The organism is Ruegeria sp. AD11(2025) (assembly GCF_056542405.1).
In genome coordinates, this window is sequence record NZ_JBQFZU010000021.1 from 57952 (window position 1) to 78709 (window position 20758).

The 20758-nt window shown below is 57.7% G+C and carries 16 protein-coding genes and 2 pseudogenes; 12 read left to right on the forward strand and 6 right to left on the reverse strand.

The window, feature by feature from the left end; all coding sequences use genetic code 11:
* Positions 1 to 25 precede the first annotated feature (25 nt).
* From ACR1XY_RS17865 to ACR1XY_RS17875, 3 genes are read left to right on the forward strand one after another with little or no spacing between them, the layout of a single operon-like run.
* Positions 26 to 691, forward strand: coding sequence for a TRAP transporter small permease (locus tag ACR1XY_RS17865; protein ID WP_480595270.1), 666 nt, complete (start codon positions 26 to 28; stop codon positions 689 to 691).
* Positions 691 to 2049 carry a TRAP transporter large permease gene (locus ACR1XY_RS17870; protein ID WP_480595272.1) on the forward strand — a complete coding sequence of 453 codons (1359 nt, stop codon included), beginning with the start codon at positions 691 to 693 and terminating at the stop codon, positions 2047 to 2049. Before ACR1XY_RS17865 ends, ACR1XY_RS17870 begins: the two co-directional genes overlap by 1 nt.
* 11 nt (positions 2050 to 2060) lie before the next feature.
* Positions 2061 to 2840, forward strand: coding sequence for an IclR family transcriptional regulator (locus ACR1XY_RS17875; protein WP_480595274.1), 780 nt, complete (start codon positions 2061 to 2063; stop codon positions 2838 to 2840).
* Positions 2841 to 2863: 23 nt separating this feature from the next.
* On the opposite strand, the pseudogene ACR1XY_RS17880 reads toward ACR1XY_RS17875, so the two are convergent.
* Positions 2864 to 3606 (reverse strand): annotated as a pseudogene (locus tag ACR1XY_RS17880) (IS5 family transposase); the annotation flags it as partial.
* Between the two features lie 253 nt (positions 3607 to 3859).
* Positions 3860 to 5167 (reverse strand): aminotransferase class I/II-fold pyridoxal phosphate-dependent enzyme, encoded by a 1308-nt coding sequence (locus tag ACR1XY_RS17885; protein ID WP_480595276.1) that lies wholly within the window; start codon positions 5165 to 5167, stop codon positions 3860 to 3862.
* Positions 5168 to 5263: 96 nt separating this feature from the next.
* On the opposite strand from ACR1XY_RS17885, the gene ACR1XY_RS17890 reads away from it, so the two are divergent.
* The 7 genes from ACR1XY_RS17890 (at position 5264) to ACR1XY_RS17920 (ending at position 12600) form a co-directional block, all read left to right on the forward strand.
* Entirely contained in the window at positions 5264 to 6142 is an 879-nt protein-coding gene (locus tag ACR1XY_RS17890; RefSeq protein WP_480595278.1) for a LysR family transcriptional regulator, read from the forward strand.
* Between the two features lie 353 nt (positions 6143 to 6495).
* Positions 6496 to 7482 (forward strand): 3-oxoacyl-ACP synthase III family protein, encoded by a 987-nt coding sequence (locus ACR1XY_RS17895; protein WP_480595280.1) that lies wholly within the window; start codon positions 6496 to 6498, stop codon positions 7480 to 7482.
* A 1-nt stretch (position 7483) separates the two neighbouring features.
* Positions 7484 to 8458 carry an NAD-dependent epimerase/dehydratase family protein gene (locus ACR1XY_RS17900; RefSeq protein WP_480595282.1) on the forward strand — a complete coding sequence of 325 codons (975 nt, stop codon included), beginning with the start codon at positions 7484 to 7486 and terminating at the stop codon, positions 8456 to 8458.
* Positions 8455 to 9279 (forward strand): MBL fold metallo-hydrolase, encoded by an 825-nt coding sequence (locus ACR1XY_RS17905; protein WP_480595284.1) that lies wholly within the window; start codon positions 8455 to 8457, stop codon positions 9277 to 9279. The genes ACR1XY_RS17900 and ACR1XY_RS17905 overlap by 4 nt, the downstream gene beginning before the upstream one ends.
* Positions 9276 to 10544, forward strand: a complete 1269-nt coding sequence (locus ACR1XY_RS17910; protein ID WP_480595285.1) for a CoF synthetase — start codon at positions 9276 to 9278, stop codon at positions 10542 to 10544. Before ACR1XY_RS17905 ends, ACR1XY_RS17910 begins: the two co-directional genes overlap by 4 nt.
* The gene (locus ACR1XY_RS17915; protein ID WP_480595286.1) at positions 10541 to 11635 is read left to right on the forward strand and encodes a GNAT family N-acetyltransferase; all 1095 of its coding nucleotides are present in this window, start codon (positions 10541 to 10543) and stop codon (positions 11633 to 11635) included. The genes ACR1XY_RS17910 and ACR1XY_RS17915 overlap by 4 nt, the downstream gene beginning before the upstream one ends.
* The gene (locus tag ACR1XY_RS17920; RefSeq protein WP_480595287.1) at positions 11632 to 12600 is read left to right on the forward strand and encodes a Rieske 2Fe-2S domain-containing protein; all 969 of its coding nucleotides are present in this window, start codon (positions 11632 to 11634) and stop codon (positions 12598 to 12600) included. Before ACR1XY_RS17915 ends, ACR1XY_RS17920 begins: the two co-directional genes overlap by 4 nt.
* Here the strand turns inward: ACR1XY_RS17920 and ACR1XY_RS17925 are convergent.
* Positions 12582 to 13751 (reverse strand): ATP-grasp domain-containing protein, encoded by a 1170-nt coding sequence (locus ACR1XY_RS17925; RefSeq protein WP_480595288.1) that lies wholly within the window; start codon positions 13749 to 13751, stop codon positions 12582 to 12584. The two genes, ACR1XY_RS17920 and ACR1XY_RS17925, sit on opposite strands and share 19 nt — an antisense overlap.
* 295 nt (positions 13752 to 14046) lie before the next feature.
* Here ACR1XY_RS17925 and aspT (ACR1XY_RS17930) point away from each other — a divergent pair, with 295 nt between their 5' ends.
* Positions 14047 to 15747: an aspartate-alanine antiporter gene (gene aspT, locus ACR1XY_RS17930; RefSeq protein ID WP_480595289.1), complete on the forward strand. Its 1701-nt coding sequence runs from the start codon at positions 14047 to 14049 to the stop codon at positions 15745 to 15747.
* A 1-nt stretch (position 15748) separates the two neighbouring features.
* Here aspT (ACR1XY_RS17930) and aspT (ACR1XY_RS17935) read toward each other — a convergent pair whose 3' ends face one another.
* From aspT (ACR1XY_RS17935) to ACR1XY_RS17945, 3 genes are all read right to left on the reverse strand, one after another.
* The gene (aspT, locus tag ACR1XY_RS17935) at positions 15749 to 17422 is read right to left on the reverse strand and encodes an aspartate-alanine antiporter (protein ID WP_480595290.1); all 1674 of its coding nucleotides are present in this window, start codon (positions 17420 to 17422) and stop codon (positions 15749 to 15751) included.
* Between the two features lie 25 nt (positions 17423 to 17447).
* A complete protein-coding gene (locus ACR1XY_RS17940; RefSeq protein WP_480595291.1) occupies positions 17448 to 19079 on the reverse strand; it encodes a bifunctional aspartate transaminase/aspartate 4-decarboxylase in 1632 nt (543 codons plus the stop codon).
* A 117-nt stretch (positions 19080 to 19196) separates the two neighbouring features.
* A complete protein-coding gene (locus ACR1XY_RS17945) occupies positions 19197 to 19703 on the reverse strand; it encodes a hypothetical protein (protein WP_480595292.1) in 507 nt (168 codons plus the stop codon).
* A gap of 668 nt (positions 19704 to 20371) precedes the next feature.
* Here ACR1XY_RS17945 and ACR1XY_RS17950 point away from each other — a divergent pair.
* Positions 20372 to 20758, forward strand: a pseudogene (locus ACR1XY_RS17950) (hypothetical protein); the annotation flags it as partial.

Genomic DNA, 20758 nt, shown 5'->3' on the forward strand with positions numbered 1-20758 from the left:
AATACCGACTGGGAGGATGGGATACATGTCTTTTTGGGCAGATATAGGTGCGATATTCAGCGCCTTTCTCAGCCAGGATTCGTTCGAGATTCAATCCGCGCTGGAATCCAATGCCACATGGGTGTTGGGGGCAGTGGTCTCGGCCCTTGGTGGGTTTGTGATCATGCTGATCTATCGGGCGGTGCCCTTTATCGAACGCCACCTGGAGCGGTCGGTTATGGTGTATTCCTATCTTGCCATTGCCCTGATCATTTTTTGGGGCGTGATTGACCGGTTCGTGTTCAACGATCAGGAGCCGTGGTCGACCACCATCCCGCCGCTGCTGTTCATGGTAATGGCGTGGTTTGGCGCATCCTACAACGTTCGTCTGCGCACCCATTTGAGCTTTAGCGAGTTTCGCACGGCCATGCCGCGCGGCGGCCAATTAGCCTGCCTGATCCTCGACGCGGTGCTGTGGTTCATCTTTGCGGTGATCGTCATTGTGACCACAACCCGGTTGGTGGCGTTGTCGGCGTCGAACTTTCAGATTGTTCTGGGTACCGACAATATCATGCAGTGGTGGTTCCTTTTGGCAGCGCCACTGTCGTTCTTTCTGATGGTCGGGCGCGTTTTTCAGAACCTCGCTGACGATCTGCATAACTGGAAAACAGGTGAGCCGCTGATCCAGCAGGCCGTGATCGGAGCAGACTGATGACTGATGGAACCATGGTTACACTGATCTCGCTAGGGGTCACCTTTCTATTCATGCTGGGCGTACCGGTGTTGCTGGTTATCGGCTATTGGGTCATTGGCTGTTCCTTCGTCCTGGGTCTGACGCTGGACAATATGGGCGCCGAGCTGTTGAACGTGTTCAACAAGGGCTTTGCTCTGTTGGCGATGCCGCTTTTCATCCTGACCGGAGATCTGATCAACAAGTCCGGCATTGCCCGAAGACTCAGCGATTTTGCCTACGCCTGTCTTGGTTGGATACGCGGCGGATTGGCGATGGCATCTTTGGGGGCCTGCGGATTGTTTGCTGCGATTTCAGGATCGAACTCGGCCACCACGGCGACCATCGGCTCGATGCTGCACCCTGAAATGGTCAAAGGCGGCTACGATGAACGCTTCAGCGCCGCGACCGCGGCAGCAGGCGGCACGGTGGGGATCATCATTCCTCCTTCGATTATCTTCATCGTCTACGGGTTCCTGATGAACCTGCCGATTTCCGAGCTGTTTGTGGCGGGCATTCTGCCAGGCGCGCTGATGGTTTTCGGAATGCAGTTTGCATGTTGGATCATCTGCCGAATGAACGGCTGGGGTCACCTGATCCCGCTGCAACTGAACCGCGTGCTGAAAACCGCATTCGGAGCATGGCTGGGCTTCTTCGCTATCGGGTTGGTTCTGTGGGGCATCTATACTGGCAAGTTTTCTCCTACTGAGGCAGCGGGTGTGACCGTTGGCTTCTGCGTGATCGCCGGTCTGGTCAGCTATCCGATCAACCGCATCATGGGTGCGCGGAACGACATATCACCAACCGAGAAGAGTTATGCCGAGATGTTCGTGGTTGAAGGGTTCACGATCCCCGAAATCCCCTCAATCGTTATCCGTTCGGCCCAGATCACAGGCATCCTCGCTCCGCTGATAGCTATCTCGGTGGTGATGCAGCAGATTCTGTCGCTACTCGGCGCGCAGCAAACCATTGGGGATTTCGTGACCTCGATGGGCGGATATCACGCGGTGCTGTTTACCTCGATGGTGATCGTCTTCTTCTCGGGCATGGTGCTGGAGAGTCTGCCGGTGACGATCATCCTGGCACCGATCCTAGCACCAATTGCGGCTTCAGTTGGGATTGATCCAATCCATTTCTCGGTGATCTTCCTTGTGGGCGCATCCATCGGCTTTATCACTCCGCCTTACGGGCTTAACCTCTACGTGGCTTCAGGTGTGACCGGCGTACCTTATTTCCGGCTGTTGCGGTACACAGTCCCATATCTGGTAGCTTTGCTGTCGGTGTGGATTTTGGTGTCGCTTGTGCCCGATCTGGCCTTGATCCTGCTGCCAAATAACTAGACTGTTGCGGGATGGCCGAGACGGAAACACAAGACAAAGAAACTCAGATACCGACCAACCTGCGCCTTCTTCTGATCCTCGAGGAAGTGGCGCGGCGCGGGGTCGCCGTCAAGCCAGCGGACCTGATTGAGACACTGGGTTTAGCCAAGCCGACCGTCCATCGCTTGCTGCAAACCGCTGAGGCTGAAGGCTTCCTGCAGCGCGATCTGGATGGTCGGTCGTACGGTCCGGGACACCGGCTGCGGCGGCTTTCGGTCAATATAATGTCGTCCGAGCACCTACGTACGGCGCGTCTGGCAATCTTGCGCAGTGTGGCAGAAGAAGTTGGCGAGACATGCAACCTCGCCATTCCTGACCGAGAGGGGATGATCTATCTCGACCGGGTGGAGACCAAATGGCCTCTGCGAATTCAACTCCCGGTCGGGACTCAGGTGCCCTTCCACTGCACCGCCAGCGGCAAGATGTACCTGTCCACGCTACGGCAAAAAAAGCTGGATGGGTTTCTTTCAGCAGGGCATCTGCAGCCACAAACCGAACGCTCACTGACTGATCCCAAGCTGTTGCGAGCCGAGATCCAACGTATCTCTGAGAATAGTTATTCCACAGATGACGAGGAATTCATGACCGGAATGACTGCCCTGGCTGTACCCGTTCAGGACGGGCAAGGTCGACTGGTGGGCACGCTTTCGGTTCACGCGCCTACACAACGTCATGACGTCAAAAGTCTGATGTCGTTTCTGGGCATACTGCAAAAAGGGGCGAATGGGCTTTCAGCTCTTTTGACCGAGTGACTAGGTTTCAGACTCCTTGATTTGACAATGGCTGCGGGCGCGATGGCCGAGAGGACGACTTTCGGGCATAGATCACAGCGAGTGGCAACACGACGCCCGCCCTTCAGGCGTCCGAACAAAATCCCGATCTTGTTGCGGCGTTCGTAGCGGCGCTTGTCGTACCGGACAGGCTTGTCGCGTGATTTTCGGCCTGAAGTGCAGGGCTTTTTTCCCTTGTCTATAAGGGCTTCACGGAACCTGCCCGCATTTTAACCACGATCACCCAATGACCATTCAGCCGATGGCAAGTCGTTCACCAAAGCCCTGGCCCCAGCACAATCGCCAACTTGGCCGGTGGAGATGAAGAACCGAATTGGGCGGCCAACGCTGTCGGTAATGGCGTGAAGCTTTGTGTTCATTCCACCCTTGATCCTACCGATCAGACTGCCACGCACCACCTTTTTCACCCGCAGGCTTGAGGCAGTGCGGTGCACTTTGAGGTATGTTGCGTCGATCATGATCGTCTTGTGATCCGTATCTTCAGCAGCCAATCCTTCCATGATCCGAGCGAACACACCCATGTTGCTCCACCGCTTCCATCGGTTGTACAGCGTCTTTGGCGGTCCATATTCGCGAGGTGCTTCGGACACCGCAACCCATTGCGGTTTATAAAGATAATCCCGCTCAGAGCACGCCGGTCGTTAACCCTTGGCTTGCCATGGCTCTTCGGAAAGCAAGGCTGAAGACGCCCCATTTGTTCGTCAGTCAGACAGAATAGATTGCTCAGTGCACACCCCTGAAATCCAAGGGCGTGATCCACGCAGTCGAGATCACGGCAACCAATTTAATGGGTCCAGAACCTAAACGTGATAGCGTTGCCGTCACTTTAGTCATTCGCACCAAAAATGATCCCTGCCAGGTAGTTTGACACATAATGATCATTTGCAATCGGCAGCGGCCGTTCATGCAGGACAACTAAGCGATACAGGCGCAGGACAAAGCTGCCATCTGGGAGGTTCGTTCAGATGGCTGCTTTGATTCTAATTCACGAAATGCAGTCGGTTGAACTCACCACGCCAGGCAGAGACCTCCGACAAAACAGGCTCACCGCTCAGGCCTCGCTTGATCAGGTCGGCCAAACGCTCTGCGTCACCAGAAGTCATGCCCCAGCGGACCAATTCGGGTGTGCCAATCCGGAGGCCATTCATGTCACCCTCGACCGGTTCGACGGGCAATCCAATGCCACAGGAGAGGAACCCGTTTTTGCGCAACTGTTTAGAAGCCGATTGGCCGCCTCCGAAGGGCTGTGCCAGAACCGCGAATTGGTGGGACTTGGTGAAGCCATCCCTGCCAGAGAAGACTGGAACACCTTTCATATGCAAAGCTTCGGCCAGAGCTTTTGACATGGCGATCATCTCGTTCGCGTAGGCCGGGCCAAAATCTTTCCAATCCAGCATAGTGACCGCGAGCGCGGCTGTCTTTGCCGCATCGAAATTGGCTGTCATGCCGGGGAAGGCGATGGCGTCCAGCGCCTTGGCGATGTCGGCATCGTTCGAAACGATCAGACCCCCTGCCGGACCGCCGAGACTCTTGTAGGTGCTCATGGTCATGAAATGCGCACCCTCTTTCAATGGGTTGGACCATGCGCGCCCAGCAATGATGCCGCATTGGTGGGCAGCGTCAAACATGACCTTTGCTCCGACTTCATCCGCAATGGAGCGCACCTCGGCTACGGGGTGTTCAAAAAGATTCAGACTGCCGCCAACTGTGATCAGCTTGGGCCTATTGGTCATTGCCAGGTTGCGTAACTGATCCAGATCGACGGTGTAACCGTCAGCATTTATGGGGGCCTCGATGGTACGCAGGCCGAAAAGTCCCGCGCAACCAGCCAAATGATGGGTCACGTGCCCGCCAATCGATGCAGGCGAAGCAATTATTGTGTCGCCTGGTTTGCAAGTCGCCATGAAACCGTAGAGGTTGGCAATGGCGCCTGAAGGCACCCGAACCTCGGCAAACTGGGCGTCAAAAACGTCGGCACAAAGTTCTGCGGCGATGATTTCAATCTCTTCAATTGCCTCCAGCCCCATTTCATATTTGTCCCCGGGGTAACCCAGTGAGGGTCGAGACCCGATACCTGAGGACAGAAGCGCCTCGGCCTTTGGATTCATCACATTAGTTGCCGGGTTGAGGTTAAAGCACTCCTTTTCGTGAATGCGACGGTTTTCCTCTGCCAGATGCTCAATCCGGGCCAAAAGATCGCACGACGGTATCGAAGCGGCCTTTGTCGCGATGTCCTGAACCAAGGCTTCGCTTACAGCGGGCACCCAATCTCTTCGTGCAAGTGTCATCTGTCGATCTCCTGTTTTTCCCAATGTGACCGCAGCCGCGTGACATCGCAAAGCAGAATTGCTATTTCTTGGCGTAGAAAAACTAAGGCTAAAGAAATGAGCGTTGCTCCCAAACGCCCAAAGGGACCACCCCTAAACGCCATGCGCGCCTTTGAGGCAGCTGCACGCCACATCAGCTTTGCTGCAGCAGCCGAAGAGCTGAGCGTCTCACCGGGCGCAATTTCTCAACACATCAAAGCGCTGGAAGAATGGGCAGGTGCTCCGCTCTTTCGTCGCAATGCCCAAGGGGTTGAACTTACACCTGAGGGGCATTCTCTTGTTAAGGATTTTACCTCGGCATTTGACCAATTGGCCGATGCCGCCCGAGCGCTGCGTAATCTCAAGCGCAAAGCCGATTTTCATATCGCCGCCCTACCCAGTGTAGCGCAACTCTGGTTACCCGAAAAACTGCGGCGGATCAGAGCGCAGCTTCCAGACGTCGTTTTTTCCGTCACAGCGATGGAGACCCCGCCAAGCCTGGAGCGTGAGCTGTTCGATCTGTCGATCTTTTTTGCCCCGCCGGACGGTTCGCCAAACCAAATTGTGGTCAGCCAGGATGTGATCGCTCCGGTTTGTGCGCCCATTCTTCTGGATCGTGCGCAGAGCGAAAAGGGTTTTGAAGACGTTCCATTGCTGCACGATCAGGTTTGGAAAGACGATTGGGCGATTTGGTCACGAAACACTGGATGTCATCTGAACGATGATCAAAGTGGTCCTCAGTTTTCGCTCTACAGTCTAGCCGTCGAAGAGGCCAAAGCCGGCGCAGGCGTATTGATCGGGCATCTATGCTTGATCAAAGAGGCTCTGGCATCGGGAACGCTAACGCTTGCGCATACGAAATCCTGCCAAACAGATAGTTGTCTCGTGATCCAAGTGCCACGGCAATCGCGTCGAAGACCCGAAACAGATCAGGTCGTCGCTTTGCTATCTGATTGAATGGGCACCCTAAAGCTGACATTCGATCAGTATGCAACATCGCCGTTGCTATTAAGCCTGAGGATCGGACATTTCCGCTCCAGCTTTGCGAAAGAGCTTGAGGCTTTAGCCGACGCCCGACGAAACAGTTTGTCGATAAGTTGCTGCTTGTTACCGAAAATCAATTGGACCGGAGGGCCGCCGTAGAAGTGGTTCGCCAACAGATGCTTGCGCGTTCTCAACTCATGGAGAGCGGTCGCATGACTTGTTACTTCAATCCAAAATTGTCTGTCCTATGTACAGGTGAGGAATTACTCCATTTCTTAAAAAACGCGGCCGAGCTATATGACAAAGGCTCAACCGTAGGAACAAATATGAAAGTTTCCGTTCTCGGAACCGGTCGGTCCCTGCCGACAAATTCACTGCTGACTAGCGCGATAGAATTCGATTTGGGATTAATAGATCGCATCTCTTCTACCGGTGTAAAACGGCGATTTGTCTGTGACGACGAGACACAGATTGATCTGGCAAAGGCTGCTGGTCTCGCGTCGCTTGAAAATGCCGGTCTTTCTGCTGGCGACGTCGATTTGGTTATCTCAGGGTCCTCCGTGCCCTTTCAACCTATCCCTTCGACCGCGCCGTTGATCATGCGAGCATTGGGGATACCCGATGGAACCGCTGCAGCGTTTGATATCAACAGCACCTGTCTCAGCTTTGTTAGCGCGCTTGAGACTGCGGCGCGGATGATCGATGGCGGCGCCGCAAAGCGGGCGTTGGTGATATCGTCGGAAATCGCCTCACGTGCGTTGCCGTGGAATGATCAGCCCGAAGTCGCAGCCCTTTTCGGGGACGGCGCTGCGGCGGTGGTGTTGGGGCCATCTGGCGACGACAAACCCGGTGAAATCAAGGCAATCCGGCTCCGCAGCTTTCCCTCGGCATACGAGGCCTGCAGCATCGGCGCAGGTGGCACCCGGTTCGACTTTGAAACCGACCGCGACGCGTTTGTTGCCAACGCCAAGTTCGGGATGGACGGCAAGGCATTGTTCCGGCTGACATCGCAGTATTTCAACACCTTTGTGGATGACCTGCTAGGTCAGGCAGGCTGGACGCGGTCCGACGTAGATCTTGTGATCCCCCATCAGGCCAGCCCAGCGGGGCTTGAGCATATGATCCGACAGACTGGATTCGACCGGGATCAGGTCGTGTGTATTGTCGAAGACTATGGAAACCAAATTGCGGCCTCCATTCCCTTTGCTCTCGATATCGCCAGGGAAAAGGGCCGATTGGCCGAAGGCTGCAGGGTTCTTATGCTTGGAACTTCCGCTGGCGTCAGCATCGGCGGTGCCGCCTTGGTGATCTGAGATGGCGGAGCGCATTCTTGTCACCGGGGCCACCGGCTTTCTGGGCGGTGCTATTCTGCGTCGGCTGGGCACGCGGGGCATTGGCCAGGGGCGCGACACCGGGCGTCTGGCGGCACTCGAGGATCAGGGAATGCGCACCTTATGCTGGTCCCTGCCCGATCCGGCACCCGTTGCCCGGATACCCGATGACATTGCCGCGATTGTTCACTGCGCAGGCTTGTCCGCGCCATTTGGCCCGCGCCGGGCGTTTCACAACGCAAATGTTCTGGGTACGCAGGCAGTGCTGGATTTCGCGCGAAAACGCAGCATCAGGCGGTTGGTCTTTATTTCCAGCCCCTCGGTGTATTTCTCCCTGAACGATCAGTTGGACCTAAGCGAAGACACAACTCTGCCCCGCCCGTTTACAGCTTACGCGGCAAGCAAGATCGCTGCCGAGGGCCTTGTGATGGCAGCCCGAGAGGTCGGGCCTGTCGTACTGCGGCCGCGCGGCCTCTACGGGCCCGGTGACCGCTCGCTTTTGCCTCGGTTGCTGAACTCTGCAAGGGTACGTGCGTTGCCCCGGTTTCGTGATGGGCGGGCGCGGATTGACCTGACATTCGTGGACGACGTGGTTGAGGCGGTCTTGGCCGCCCTCCATGCCGGGTCTTCGGTTGAGCAGCGGGTTTTCAATATTTCCGGTGGCGAAGTGATCCCGATCAGTGAAATCGCCGAACGCGCTTGCAAGCGTGCCGGGATCACACCTCAGTGGCGAAACATGCCGTTGACGCCGGCATTGATTGCTGCCCGGGCGGCCGAAGCAATAGCCCTGTTGCGACCCGGCCAACCTGAACCACCGATCACAAGGTATGCTCTCAGTCTGTTTGCCTTTGCGCAAAGCCTTAATATCTCGCGCGCCCAAAGCGAATTGGGCTGGGTCCCAAGAGTTTCCTTTTCCGAAGGTCTTGAGCGCACCTTTGCAGCAGGAGATGCGACATGAAACCAGTTTTTGCCAACAGCGCCTGGATCAGTGCACGCGAAAGGTTCATCTTGCGGACAGGCTCGTGGCGGAAGCATTGGTTAAGGGTCCGCTACGGCCTCTTTGTGCATCCTGATGCAGGGCCGGTTCTCATCGATACCGGCTACACCGCCCACAGCGTCCAAGGACCGGAACGGAGCGGGTGGCTGCGGGCTTACGGGCGCGCCTTCGCCCCCATACTGAACGACGATGCGCAGCCGCGACCGTTCCTGAACCGCTTTGGTCTTGCCCCCCGGGATATCACCACTGTCATTGTCACCCATTTTCACGCCGATCATGTCTCTGGGCTGTCGGAATTTCCAAACGCGCAATTCATGTGCAGCATGGCGGCCTGGGCAAGTCTTCAACGCAACGGGAAATTTCAGAACATCCGGCACGGGGTTTTTGCAGAACTGCTTCCGGATGATTTTACCGCTCGCCTGACCCCGGTAGAAGAAAGGCCCAGTAAAAGCGTGCCGCACCTGCCGGACGGTCATGACCTCTTTGGGGATGGCAGTGTTCTGTCGGTCCCGCTGCCCGGTCATGCAGCGGGTCATTTCGGGCTTTTGTTCCCGCAATTAAAGGAACCGCTGCTATACGCCACGGATGCGCAATGGGTGATCGATGCCTTGCCTCGGGCCGCACGGCCCCGCCTGATGCCACGTCTCCTTTCCGACGATTACAATGCCATGCGGCGCAGCACCGATCATGTCCAAGCGTTTCGCGACTCCGGGGGCCTCGTCATGTTGTGCCACGATGATGGAGCTTCACCCTTTGATGTTGAAGAAGGGGCCCATTTTTGATCGCCCGGCTTCAGACATCCATAAGCTTTGTGACGACGCGACACCTTTCCAAGGCGGGGCTTTCGCGCATACGGTTCGAACAGCTGCAGACCCGCGCGCTTGAACGTTGGCTCAACCAGTCAGTGCCACGGGTGCGCGCCCATGCCGATGCACCGGCCCGGTTGCAGGATCTGCCGGAGATGGACAAGGCCCGGCTCATGGCCGATTTCGGAAGCTACAACGTGCCCGGCGTGACGGCCGAGCAAGTCCGCGACGCGATGGAGCGTGATTTTCGCATCGGTTCGCTCACCGTGGGCGCCAGCACCGGAACCAGTGGAAATCGCGGTTTCTTTGTCATCTCGGACGCGGAGCGGTACCGGTGGCTGGGGACCATTCTGGCAAAAACCATTGCCGATCTTCTTTGGCACCGGCAGCGGGTGGCGATCATCCTGCCCCAAGGAACCGGGCTGTATGACAGCGCCAACCAGTTCCGGCAAATCCAGTTGCGATTCTTCGATCTTACGGTTGGCCCGGACACATGGCAGGGCGCGCTGGAAGCCTTCGACCCCTCGGTGATCGTCGCCCCGCCGAAAGTGCTTCGCCACATGGTGGAACAGAGTTTTCGGGTGCAGCCGGCCCGTGTTTTCTCGGCGGCGGAAACGCTTGATCCGGTGGACCGGCCGGTGATCGAAACAGCCTTTGGGGCACCGTTGGAGCAAATCTACATGGCCACCGAGGGGCTGCTGGGCGTGACCTGCCGCCATGGGTGCCTGCATCTGGCCGAAGATTCGATCCATTTTGAGTACGAACCTGCGGAGGATGGGCTTGTCACACCGTTAATTTCATCCTTTCGAAGGGACACACAGATCCTTGCGCGCTACCGGATGAATGATCTTCTCAGGCTTGCGCCTGAACCCTGCCCCTGCGGCTCACCCTTGCAAGCGGTGAAGGAGGTGGTCGGGCGTGTGGACGATTGTTTTCACTTGCCGGGCCAATCGGGGCGGCAACTCGTCACTCCGGACGTGTTGCGCAACGCCGTGCTAAAAGCAGACCCGCGGATTACAGATTTCAGGATCGTTCAGACGGGCGCGCAGGACATTGTCCTGACGCTGCCGCCGGGCTTGCCATCAGACACGGTGGATCGGGCCAAACACCAACTTGAAACCCTGCTGAGGCGTCGCGGACTTTGGGCAGAGGTCACATTGGCACGCAAACCGCTGGTGCTGGACGTGACGCGGAAACTCAGGCGGGTCGAACGCCGCTTTGCACCGAATGGCAGTGTATGATGGACAGCCCCGCCCCTGTTGCGCAGTTTGTCGACCTCTTTGCCCGACACCGTTCCGAAGCGCTGATTGCAAACCTGTCCACACGGGTTGAGCAGTTGGATATCGGTGAGTTGAGCGTCCCAATGACGGTGAACGATGGCGGATTGCAAGGCAATTGCTACATCTGTGATCCGGTGACGGGCTACATCGACTATGCCATCGACGAGACCCGCAATTTTGTCAGCTGCCCACTGATGCGGCACGCGTTGATCAGGCTGATCCATTGCGCGGCGCCTATCGTTCGTGCCACTGGGCTAGGCCGCTCGGTGCAAGTGAACAATTGGCTTTTTTCCACCAACCCGGTGACGCAGATCGAACGCCCCACAGCCGCCGCATTGCGCGACCACCTGACGGCGCGGTTTCCGGGCCACGCGATCATATTGCGCTCGCTCAATACCTATGCGGACGCGTCTACGCTAAGCGCTTTCCGGGCCGAGGGGTTCCAAATGATCCCATCGCGGCAGGTCTACCTGTTCGATGGCCGCAAAGCGCCAAAGCTGCAAAAAGACATGAAAAACGATCAGCGCCTGCTGCAGAAAACACCGTATGAATTGGTCACCAACGAGGCCTTTGAACCGCGCGACTATGCCCGGTGCGCGGCCCTTTACCGTTTGCTCTATCTGGAAAAGTACACCCCGCTGAACCCGCAATACACTCCGGCTTTCATCGCTGAAATGCACCAATGCGGGTTGATTGAACTGGAGGGGTTGCGCGGCAAAGAAGGGGAGCTTGCGGCTTTTGGCGGGCGGTTTCAGATCGGGCGCACCCTGACACAACCGCTGCTTGGCTACGACACCAGCCGCCCGCAAAAGGAGGGGCTATATCGGTTGATCACCGCGCTCGCACAACAAGCGGCATTGGATCATGGTCTGCTGTTCAACATGAGCGCTGGTGCAGCGGGGTTCAAACGTCATCGGGGTGCCGTGCCCGCCATAGAATACAGCACCGTCTACGTCCGACATCTGCCCAGACGACAAAGAATGGCCTTGCGCGCGATTTCAACCGTGTTGTCAGGCGTCGGCGTCCCCCTTCTGCAAAGGTTCGAATTATGACAACTGACCTATGGCACGCTGTCGCCCGGTCCCGCGACCTGCGGCGCAAACCGATCCGCGTGCATTTTGACGGCAAACCCGTAGTGCTTTTCCGAAACGGAACAGGCATCTCGGCGCTGCACGACCAATGCCCCCATCGGTTGGTGCCGCTGTCGCAAGGCCGCGTGGTGGGTGACACAATCGAATGCCCCTATCATGGCTGGCGCTTTTCGGGCGATGGCAAATGTGTCGACATGCCCGGAACAGTCGATCCCCTGCCCCGTTGCCGTGTCCCGCGCTATCGGGTTCTGGAAACGGACGACGGGATTTTCCTGTCCAGCGGGCGGCCCCCTGCCCCGCCCTTTGTTCACCCGATGCAAGGGCAAGACATCGTTTCGCAGGTTGTAAAAAGTACGACGCGCTCGACCCTGGTCGACGTGGCCGAGAACATCCTTGATGCAACCCATACCCATTACACGCACAAGGGCCTGTTGCGTGGCCTGTCAGCCAAACGCTACCGGGTTCAAGTCGAGGTGACGCGCGGCCCGGATTGGGTCGAGGCCGTCTATACCGGGGAAGAGCGCCAACATGGGCTGGTCAGCGCCTTGCTGGATGGGGCCCGCACCAAAGGCGTGGGCCGCTATCGCCGCCCGGGAATTGCCGAGCTTGAATATTGGGGGCCTCGGGGAATGGTTCTGGCCACCACCTTTCACCTGCGGCAGACGGATGCGGAAACGGTTGAGGGCATTGGCTGGCTCAGTGCCCCGCGTCAACATGGCTTGGGTCATCTCAAGGCGCTGTTTTTCAAGCCGATGTTTCGCGTGGCGCTGGAACAGGATCGACGGGTATTGGCATCGGCCTACGAGAACAGACGCGGCAGCACCCGCATGATCGGACCGCTGGACATTCTGCGGCGCGAGATTGAGCTGATCGAAGCAGGCCAGACCCTGACCCCCGGCGTGCAACGCTATGAGATGGAGCTCTGATCCTCTCCGTTCCATTCGATACCCCAGGTCGAGGCGCGCTCCAGACTGATCCGATGCCGCAAAGCGATGCTGGCAAACTCCGCGACTGATCGAAGCTGTGCCCCCAGCCCCACCCGCGTACCGGACCATCCCATAACATCGCCCGAGCGGCTCAGCGCATCCCGAAAGACACGCCGCTCCTTTCGCCGCAGCATCATTGGCAGGCCGTAGAGCCGTAACGCCAGCCGTACCGCCTGCGGGTCGGTGACGTTTGGCTTAACCTCGGCGTCATCCATGAACATGGCACGTACGAAAGCCGCCCCGTCGGTGAAAAAATGCAGCCCGCTTGTCGAGCGGGGATTACATTCGAGCGGGACTATCTGTCCATCGTCGGTCTGCATCAGGTCAAACGAAACCTGACCTGTCCATCCGGTCGCGCGGACAAAGCACTCCACGAAAGGGCGGACGATTTCCGCGTCGGCAGGTTCAAAGCAAACAGCCGCCCCCGGCCCGGCTCGCACCAATCCCCGATAGGCAGCAAGCGCAACAACTCGGCCCTGACGCGCCACGGCGTAGACGCATAGCTCCGCGCCTGCTACGTGGCGCTGAGCAACCCAAGGCGCCGCCGCCGTAGGCTTTACCCGGCGCAGGCGCGCAGCATCAGGCCGGATCAGCACCTTGGACCCGAATCGCGACCACACCGGCTTGAACACCAGATCCCGTGCAGATGCCGCGTAGGCGGCGCATTCGGCTTGGGTGGTCAGAAGGTGGGTATCTGGCGTGTCGAGCCCAATTTCCCGGCACAATTCTATGAAGGTAAACTTGTTGTGCACACGTTCGAGCAATGAAATTTCCGGTGCGAACAATGTGGCACCCATGTGGTTCTGCGCCCACATTGCGCCCAGATGCAGTGTTTCTTCGCAGGTGGGTACGACAAGTTTGATGCCCTCGGACGAAATGATCTCCGACAGCGCCGCACGCGCTGCGTGGGGCTCAGTCGTGAACGTCGGAATGCGGTGATACCCGATGTCCAATCGGTTGGCCGCAGCAACTGGGTGTTTCAGGTGATCGACCAAAGTCACCGGGTGACCTGCCTGTGCAAACAACCGCGCCAGATGCAGCGCAACTGGCGCGCGCGCACCCGAAATCAATATCGGCACTGCTGATGCCATCACGCCTTTACCGAATTGACCGCCACAGGCAAAACCTCAGTTGCAGGATCAACCGACCCAACCGCATATCCACAGAGTTTACAAGCAGGCATTGATGCAAAGGCCGGGATGCAACGCTTGTGTCTCGACCGTCCTCGCGCCCACTGGGTCTTGGGGGACAATTTGACAGAACACAAAGTCGATGCTTACCTGAGCGCAGCGCGACACGGGTAATCTGAATTTCCAAGATTTATCAGCGTTCTGAGACGTCTTTCAGGGCGGCGTTAAGGCCAGACTTGCAACTGGAGAATTTGAGATGGAATTGATCACAGAACAGCTTCGCGCCTATCCGATAATGGCGCTGTTTCTTTGTCTGGGCCTGGGTTATGGCGTCGGTAAGTTCCGGGTTGGCAAGTTCGAACTGGGCGGCATCGCAGGGACCCTGTTGGTGGCGGTTTTTGTGGGCCAGATCGGCGGCATCAACCTGAGCACCGATGTCCAGAACGTCTTTTTCTCTCTGTTCATCTTCATGGTCGGCTACAATGGCGGACCACAGTTCTTTGCGGCCCTGAACCGAACCGCCCTTACGAAGCTGCTGGCCGCGTTCATGATGACCCTCTGGGGACTGTTCTTTGTCATCGTCGTCGCCAGACTGGCCGGGCTGGACAAAGGGTTGGCGGCCGGGTTGGCCGCCGGAGGACTGACACAATCCGCCATCATCGGCACCGCTGGCAACGCCATCGACCTTCTGGGGCTGGCGGCGGACGAGGCTGAAAAGCTCAAGACAAACATCGCGGTGGGGTACTCGGTCACCTATATCTTTGGTTCCATCGGCCCGATTCTTGCCGTCAGCGTCATCCCGATCATTATGCGCGTCGACCTGCGGCAAGAGGCGATCAAGCTGGCCCAGAAACTCAGCGGTGGCGGGCGCAAGCTTGAGGAAGGTGAATTCCTTCCGATGAACCGCTTCGACGCTCGTGCCTATCAGGTGAATGCCGACGCCACAATCGTGGGCCAAACTGTGAAAACCATCGAGGGCGTCTATGACGGCGACCTGATCGTCGAGAAGCTGTTGCACGACGGCACCCCAGTAGACGCGGCACCTGAAACTGTCGTCAACGCCGGGGATGTAATTGTCGTGTCGGCACTGGTTGCGACCCTGACTCAGTTTGAGGGCACCGCAAGTGGTGAGATCGGTGAATACCCGCCCGAGCTGACCGTTGTAGAAGAGCGCCGCAACGTCGTCATCACCAACCGCAAGCTTGCGGGCAAGACCCTGTCGGAATTGCGCGAAGCATTGACGGCGGATCAACGGCGCGGGGTCCATATCTCGAAGATCACGCGCATGGGGCATGACGTGCCCGTTTTGCACAACACCGAAATCCACGCGGGTGACGAGGTATCAATCGTCGGCCACAAGGACGATCTGAACCGGGTATCAAAGGTGGCGGGCTATGTGCCGCCATCGGCCTCGGTCACGAATTTCATCGCGCTGGGGATCGGCGTGGCCGTCGGCTATCTGATCGGTGAAATCAGCTTTGTCATCGCGGGCACCAAAGTGGCGCTGGGGTCTGGCCTTGGATGCCTCGTGACCGGGTTGATTATCGGGTACCTGCGTATCCGTCGACCCAAGATTGGCGGCATCAACCGGGGTGCCGCGAATTTCCTGCAGAGCTTTGGGCTTGCTGTATTTGTCGGGGTCGTCGGCCTGAACGCAGGCAAGCCCGCGCTGGAGGCAATTCAGGAATACGGCATTACCCTGTTGCTGCTGGGTGTCGTCGTCACGCTGATGCCGATGATCGTTCAGTTCCCGATCAACTATTTTGTCCTGCGCATCAAAAACCCGGTCGAGGCCTGCGCGGTGGTGACAGGGTCACGTTCCGGCAATCCAGGCTTTGCGACGCTGCTGGAAAAGACCGGCAACGCAACCCCGACGCCTGCCTTCACCATGACCTATGCGGTGGCGAATATTTTCCTGACCCTGTGGGGTCCGCTGGTCGTGGCGTTCGTGCCGTAAGTCACATCAGCAGGATTACGATGACTGAGCCCCACAGGGCCAGCAGCACATTGCCAACGGCGTAGCCTAGGCCATAGCCCAGCGTTGGAACCTGACTCTGTGCGGCTTCCTGCACGGCGGCCAGGCCGGGCGCCGACGTCCCTGCCCCGCAACAGGTGCCCGCCAGAACACCCTCGTTTATCCCAAAGACCTTGCGACCGACAAAGACCGCAGACCCATGGGCCAGTAGCACAATGGCCACCGACCCAAAGATCAGTGACGGGCCGCTTTCCATTACTCCCGTTACAAAACTGGGCCCCGAGGTGATGCCCACGCAGGCCACGAACACGCACAGCCCCAGCGAGTCGAAGATCCACAGAGTTGCCTCGGGTACGAAGCCAAACGTCCGATGGACCGAGCGCAGCCACCCCGCCACCAGTCCGCCCAGCAGCACCCCGACCGAGGTGCCCAAGCCCAGCTCAATCGCGCCATATTTCAGCGCAGGGATGCCGATCAGCCCGCCCAGCAGAATAAAAAAGGCCACAAAGACCATGTCGGTCTTGGTGGTTTCGCGATCCAAATAGCCCAACCGCTTGGCGGCGTCTTCAATATGTCCACGGGTGCCCGACACGGTCAGCACATCGCCCTTGTGCAGGGTCACACCGCGAAAGATCGGCAGCCGCTCACCGCTGCGCATGATGCCACGCAGATAGATGGTTCGCGCCTCGGGGCGGGCCGACAGTTCGGCCAGCGTTTGGTTAACCACCTCTTTATTGGTCACGACGATATCGTTGGTCTGCACCGGCAGGTCCAGAAGTTCGGGGTCTTCGACCTCTTCCCCCAGCATGGCAGTGTGGTCGATCAGATAGGACCGCACGCCTGCGATGGCAGCGATGTCGCCCTCTTGCAGCACCATATCGCGCGAGGTCGGCAGGATCTTGTTCCCGCGCCGCACCCGGTCGAAAAAGGCGCGGACATGATCGGGAACGCGGGCCTCAAGCTCAGATATTCGACGGCCCGCAAACTCGGGGTTTATGCGATAGGCGCGGGCTTCAAAATCGCGATGTTCCGACACCATAGGTGCGCCGTTATTGTCCAGCTCGGCCTCATGTTCCGCGCAGGCTTCTTTCAATGACCGGCCATATAACCGCGGGGCCAGTTGAGTGTGAAAAAAGATCGTGGCGATCACGCCTACAAAATAGGCCACGGCGAAACCAGTGGCGATCTCACCATCGAAAATCTGTTGCGCGGCTTCGTCTGCCCCGGTTTTGGCAAAGGCATCGATAGCCACGCCCAGCGTAGCACTTTCGGTCACACCACCCGCCAAAAGACCCGCGGCGATCCCAACCGACAGCCTCATCAGCGGGGCCAACACCGCGGCCACCACCAACGCCACGACACACAGCAGCACTGTGACGGCGATCTGCGGCAAGGCGTGCAGGTTCAGGGATCGGAAGAACTGCGGCCCGGTCCGGTATCCGATCGAGAACAGGAACAGCAGAAAAAACGCCTGTTTCAAGTCATCCGACACCACCACCCCGGTCTGGCCGACCAGCACTCCAGCCAACAGGCAACCCGCCACCGATCCCACGGTGAACGAGCCGACGGTGATTTTTCCTAGCGCATAGCCAAGGGCGAGGCTGCAGAACAAGGCAAGGGCGGGATGGTGGCCAAATATCGACCCGATCAATTCCATTTCGCCCCTCCCCCTGCGCCGTTATTCAGCCGTGCAACGGCAACCCTTTCGAGGCGCGATAGGCCTGCACATAGCCCACGGCCACCGCCCGTACCGCGCGACCAATCTGACGATAGGCGCTGTCATCGAGATTGGCGAAGGACACCCGTGCGGACCAGTTCGGGGCATCAAAGCCCGACCCGTTCAGCAGCACAATCCCGTGGTCCTGCGCCAGCTTGAACGAGATATCCAGCGGGTGGACGTTTTCCTTGATCCACGCGACCACCTCTTCGCCCACGTATTTGCGCAGCCAGAACTCAAAATCGATTATGCCATAATACCGGTCGAACAGCGGGTTGTCGGGCACTTCGATGCCCATGCCTTTGACCAGCTCATCAAAGCGGTGTTTCAGGATGCCCCAGCAGAACTTCTGGTAGCCTTTGTCCTCGTCCATCAATTCGACCAAAGAGAACAGCGTCATCATCACCTGCTGCGGCAGAGACAGGCCCGCAGTGTGGTTCAGCGCCACGTCGCGGCTGTCCGCGACAATCCGATCGATGAACTTGAACGAGGACGGGTCCGGGGTCAGCGTCTCGTATCGCGCGTTGACCACGGCTTTGGTCTCGTCCGGCGCTTCGGCGATCATCTTGTCGAAGATGTTGTTCTCGGCCACCAGTATCGCGCCCAGACGCCAGCCGGTGCAGCCGAAATACTTGGAGTAGGAATAGACCCCGATCGTGTTCTCGGGCAGGTGCCCCATCACTGACTGGAAGTTCGGAATGAACGTACCGTAGACGTCGTCGGTCAGTATGATCAGATCCGGGCGGCGGGTTTTGACGAACTCGACTAGCCGGGCCATCACTTTGGGGCTGATTGCGACTGAGGACGGGTTACCCGGGTTGACCAGAAACAGCGCTTTGACCTTCGGGTCGGCAAGTTGCTCAAGATCGTCATCGGTTAGCTGGAAATGGTCTTCCTCTTCCGAGGACACATCCACCACGTTAAGCCCATAGTCTTCCAGCACCGGCATTTCCAGATAGGGGGTGAAGATCGGTGTCCCCAACGCAATTGTGTCACCCGCGTTCAGCAGTCGCTGGTTCTTGAGCGCTTTAAAAATATAGCACATCGCCGCGGTGCCACCTTCGACCGCGTAAATGTCGAACTTTGCGTCGGGCCGATGCCCCGCGCACATCGCCCACATCACGTATTCATGAACGATCGCCTCATTGTGCTTCATGCAACGGTCCGGCATCGGATAATGGTCGCCAACGATACCGTCGGTCAGTTCCAGCACGAAATCATCTGGAATGAAGCCGAATTTCTCAATCGCAAAATCCACCACGGCGGCCAGAATATCCGCTCCCGGAGGACCGTTCTTATCTACTGAGTCCGTACAATACGCCTTGAGCCGATCATAGCAGCCCGGCCCCTGCGGCATCCCGGCCAGCCCGACCTGCGGTTCATTGCGGTGGCGCTGAGCCTCGGTCATTGCGAACTGGCCCAGCAGGAAAAACGCTTCGCGTGCCTTGGTGGCGATCCAGTTGGGATTGCCGCGTCCAGCATTCAGATAGGGCAAGGCCATCTGGCGCGCTTCTTTCTCGGCCAACTTAATGAGTTCGTCTTTGATTTGAAAAGGACTTAAATTCTCGAACTTGTGAAGGTCCAGTGTTTCTGACATAGCTTCAAACCCTTGCGTTAAAACAATCGGAAGAATTCAACCGGATCGTACGCAAGGATTTGTGCTTGTGTAAACTATGCAGTCAGAGCCTGACGCAGGGGCAACCACTGCCGGGGATCAGTTGATCCGGGCCGACGCCGCTAACGCACCAGCTAGGGCGTTCTGAATCTCGGCCGGAAATTTTTGACCTTCTTCATGAAGCCCTGCAGCGACCCAGCCCACCGTGTGCCCGCGACTGCCGATGTCATTGGCGCGTACCACCGTCGGAGATGTGCGCTCGACACTAACCAGCGCCATCGTGCGTTCAATCTCACTTTCCGTCAGGACCATTTTAACCGCGCTGAAAATATCCACAGACACCTGCAGGGTCTGATGCTCCAACCGATGCGCTGCATCCGTCAGCAGGCGCGTGCAAAAAGCGGACAGGAAATACCAGCGGAAGATGGAAAACACCCGGTTCTGCAATTCACCTTGCACTGCAACACCATCATTGGCCGCGTTTGCGATACGTTGGAACGCGGCCTCGGCTGCTTTGGACGCCTGACAAATCTGCCGCTCGCGCTTGGCAATAGAAATGATACGCGGCGCAAGTTCCACTGCGGCGTGCTGGGATTCCAAATTCATATCCGTCCTCCAACGTTAACTCCTGATGAGGACTTGGAAACTCTCGAACAAATTCGGTTGCGAATTAACGCCATTATTTACAGAAATTGTCCCATTCTTGGCTAAACAAAAATGACATAAAGCCAGTTCTAACGCAAACATAAGTGACAACTGGCGGCCAACATATGCCCCTTTAAGGTTTTTACACTTTTCAAAATGAGGCACGCGTAGCAACTTGGGCTGCAAAACACATAGATCTGACACGATCTCGTAATAGTTATGCCCATTTTTGCACGTACCAAAACTCAATCCTGCTGATCAGTTTACGAGTTTGAATTTAACGAGGGGGTACGAGCGGGATCAGGGGGTGAGCGCCTGACCAACTGGGCTCGCCAACGGCCAGAGCAGCTCCCCCCGCCGCCAATACTCAGCCCATTTTGCCTTTTTGAGCATGTGCGTAGCGATAAAACGGGACATCTACGAATGATGCCAGGGGCTTTCGGACGCGCTGCCAATGGCGATCCGCAGCGGCAATACCCGAGTATTGAACCATCTGCATAACGTGGATCGCCCTAGCCAGATGAGCGACGGCGATGGTCCGTCCCTATCCTTAGGCGCACCCAATCAGGTTCAGCATCACGTCGGCCACAAAGTTGCTGAGCGCAGAGTTTACTTAGTGGAACGCCTCCATGAACGTGTCACCGTATTTCCAGTGGCCGCTGCCTGCTCTCCGGAAACCAATCTCGACCAGAATGAAAGTGATGTTCGCGGCTGGCCCATCGGACGCTCCGAGTGGCTTGGCGCAGTCCAAGGTTCATGATGTCAACTTCTTGTATACATTTTGTATCTTTTTAGAATACAAATGGCGCGTCACAGCCACGCAGCGATTCGCGCCGCACGTTCGAGGAGGGACGGATGAAAGACGATGCCAAATCCCGCAAACCCGAACTGACCCGGCGACGGTCGATCTCAATCCTGAACCGGTCCCGATGATGTATGGGGCTGTTTTGCAGTTGGCGGCGAAGAATGCGACGGGTGTGCAGGTTGGAGCGCTCAAGGCGGCGCAGGAGGCGTTC

Bases quoted from the DNA above. Each gene is read 5' to 3' on its own strand.
- ACR1XY_RS17920 (WP_480595287.1), top strand. From the start codon at position 11,632: ATGACAACTGACCTATGGCACGCTGTCGCCCGGTCCCGCGACCTGCGG.
- ACR1XY_RS17895 (WP_480595280.1), top strand. From the start codon at position 6,496: ATGAAAGTTTCCGTTCTCGGAACCGGTCGGTCCCTGCCGACAAATTCA.
- aspT (WP_480595289.1), top strand. From the start codon at position 14,047: ATGGAATTGATCACAGAACAGCTTCGCGCCTATCCGATAATGGCGCTG.
- ACR1XY_RS17925 (WP_480595288.1), bottom strand. From the start codon at position 13,751: ATGGCATCAGCAGTGCCGATATTGATTTCGGGTGCGCGCGCGCCAGTT.
- ACR1XY_RS17905 (WP_480595284.1), top strand. From the start codon at position 8,455: ATGAAACCAGTTTTTGCCAACAGCGCCTGGATCAGTGCACGCGAAAGG.
- ACR1XY_RS17945 (WP_480595292.1), bottom strand. From the start codon at position 19,703: ATGAATTTGGAATCCCAGCACGCCGCAGTGGAACTTGCGCCGCGTATC.
- ACR1XY_RS17915 (WP_480595286.1), top strand. From the start codon at position 10,541: ATGATGGACAGCCCCGCCCCTGTTGCGCAGTTTGTCGACCTCTTTGCC.
- aspT (WP_480595290.1), bottom strand. From the start codon at position 17,422: ATGGAATTGATCGGGTCGATATTTGGCCACCATCCCGCCCTTGCCTTG.
- ACR1XY_RS17885 (WP_480595276.1), bottom strand. From the start codon at position 5,167: ATGACACTTGCACGAAGAGATTGGGTGCCCGCTGTAAGCGAAGCCTTG.
- ACR1XY_RS17890 (WP_480595278.1), top strand. From the start codon at position 5,264: ATGAGCGTTGCTCCCAAACGCCCAAAGGGACCACCCCTAAACGCCATG.
- ACR1XY_RS17900 (WP_480595282.1), top strand. From the start codon at position 7,484: ATGGCGGAGCGCATTCTTGTCACCGGGGCCACCGGCTTTCTGGGCGGT.
- ACR1XY_RS17870 (WP_480595272.1), top strand. From the start codon at position 691: ATGACTGATGGAACCATGGTTACACTGATCTCGCTAGGGGTCACCTTT.
- ACR1XY_RS17875 (WP_480595274.1), top strand. From the start codon at position 2,061: ATGGCCGAGACGGAAACACAAGACAAAGAAACTCAGATACCGACCAAC.
- ACR1XY_RS17940 (WP_480595291.1), bottom strand. From the start codon at position 19,079: ATGTCAGAAACACTGGACCTTCACAAGTTCGAGAATTTAAGTCCTTTT.
- ACR1XY_RS17865 (WP_480595270.1), top strand. From the start codon at position 26: ATGTCTTTTTGGGCAGATATAGGTGCGATATTCAGCGCCTTTCTCAGC.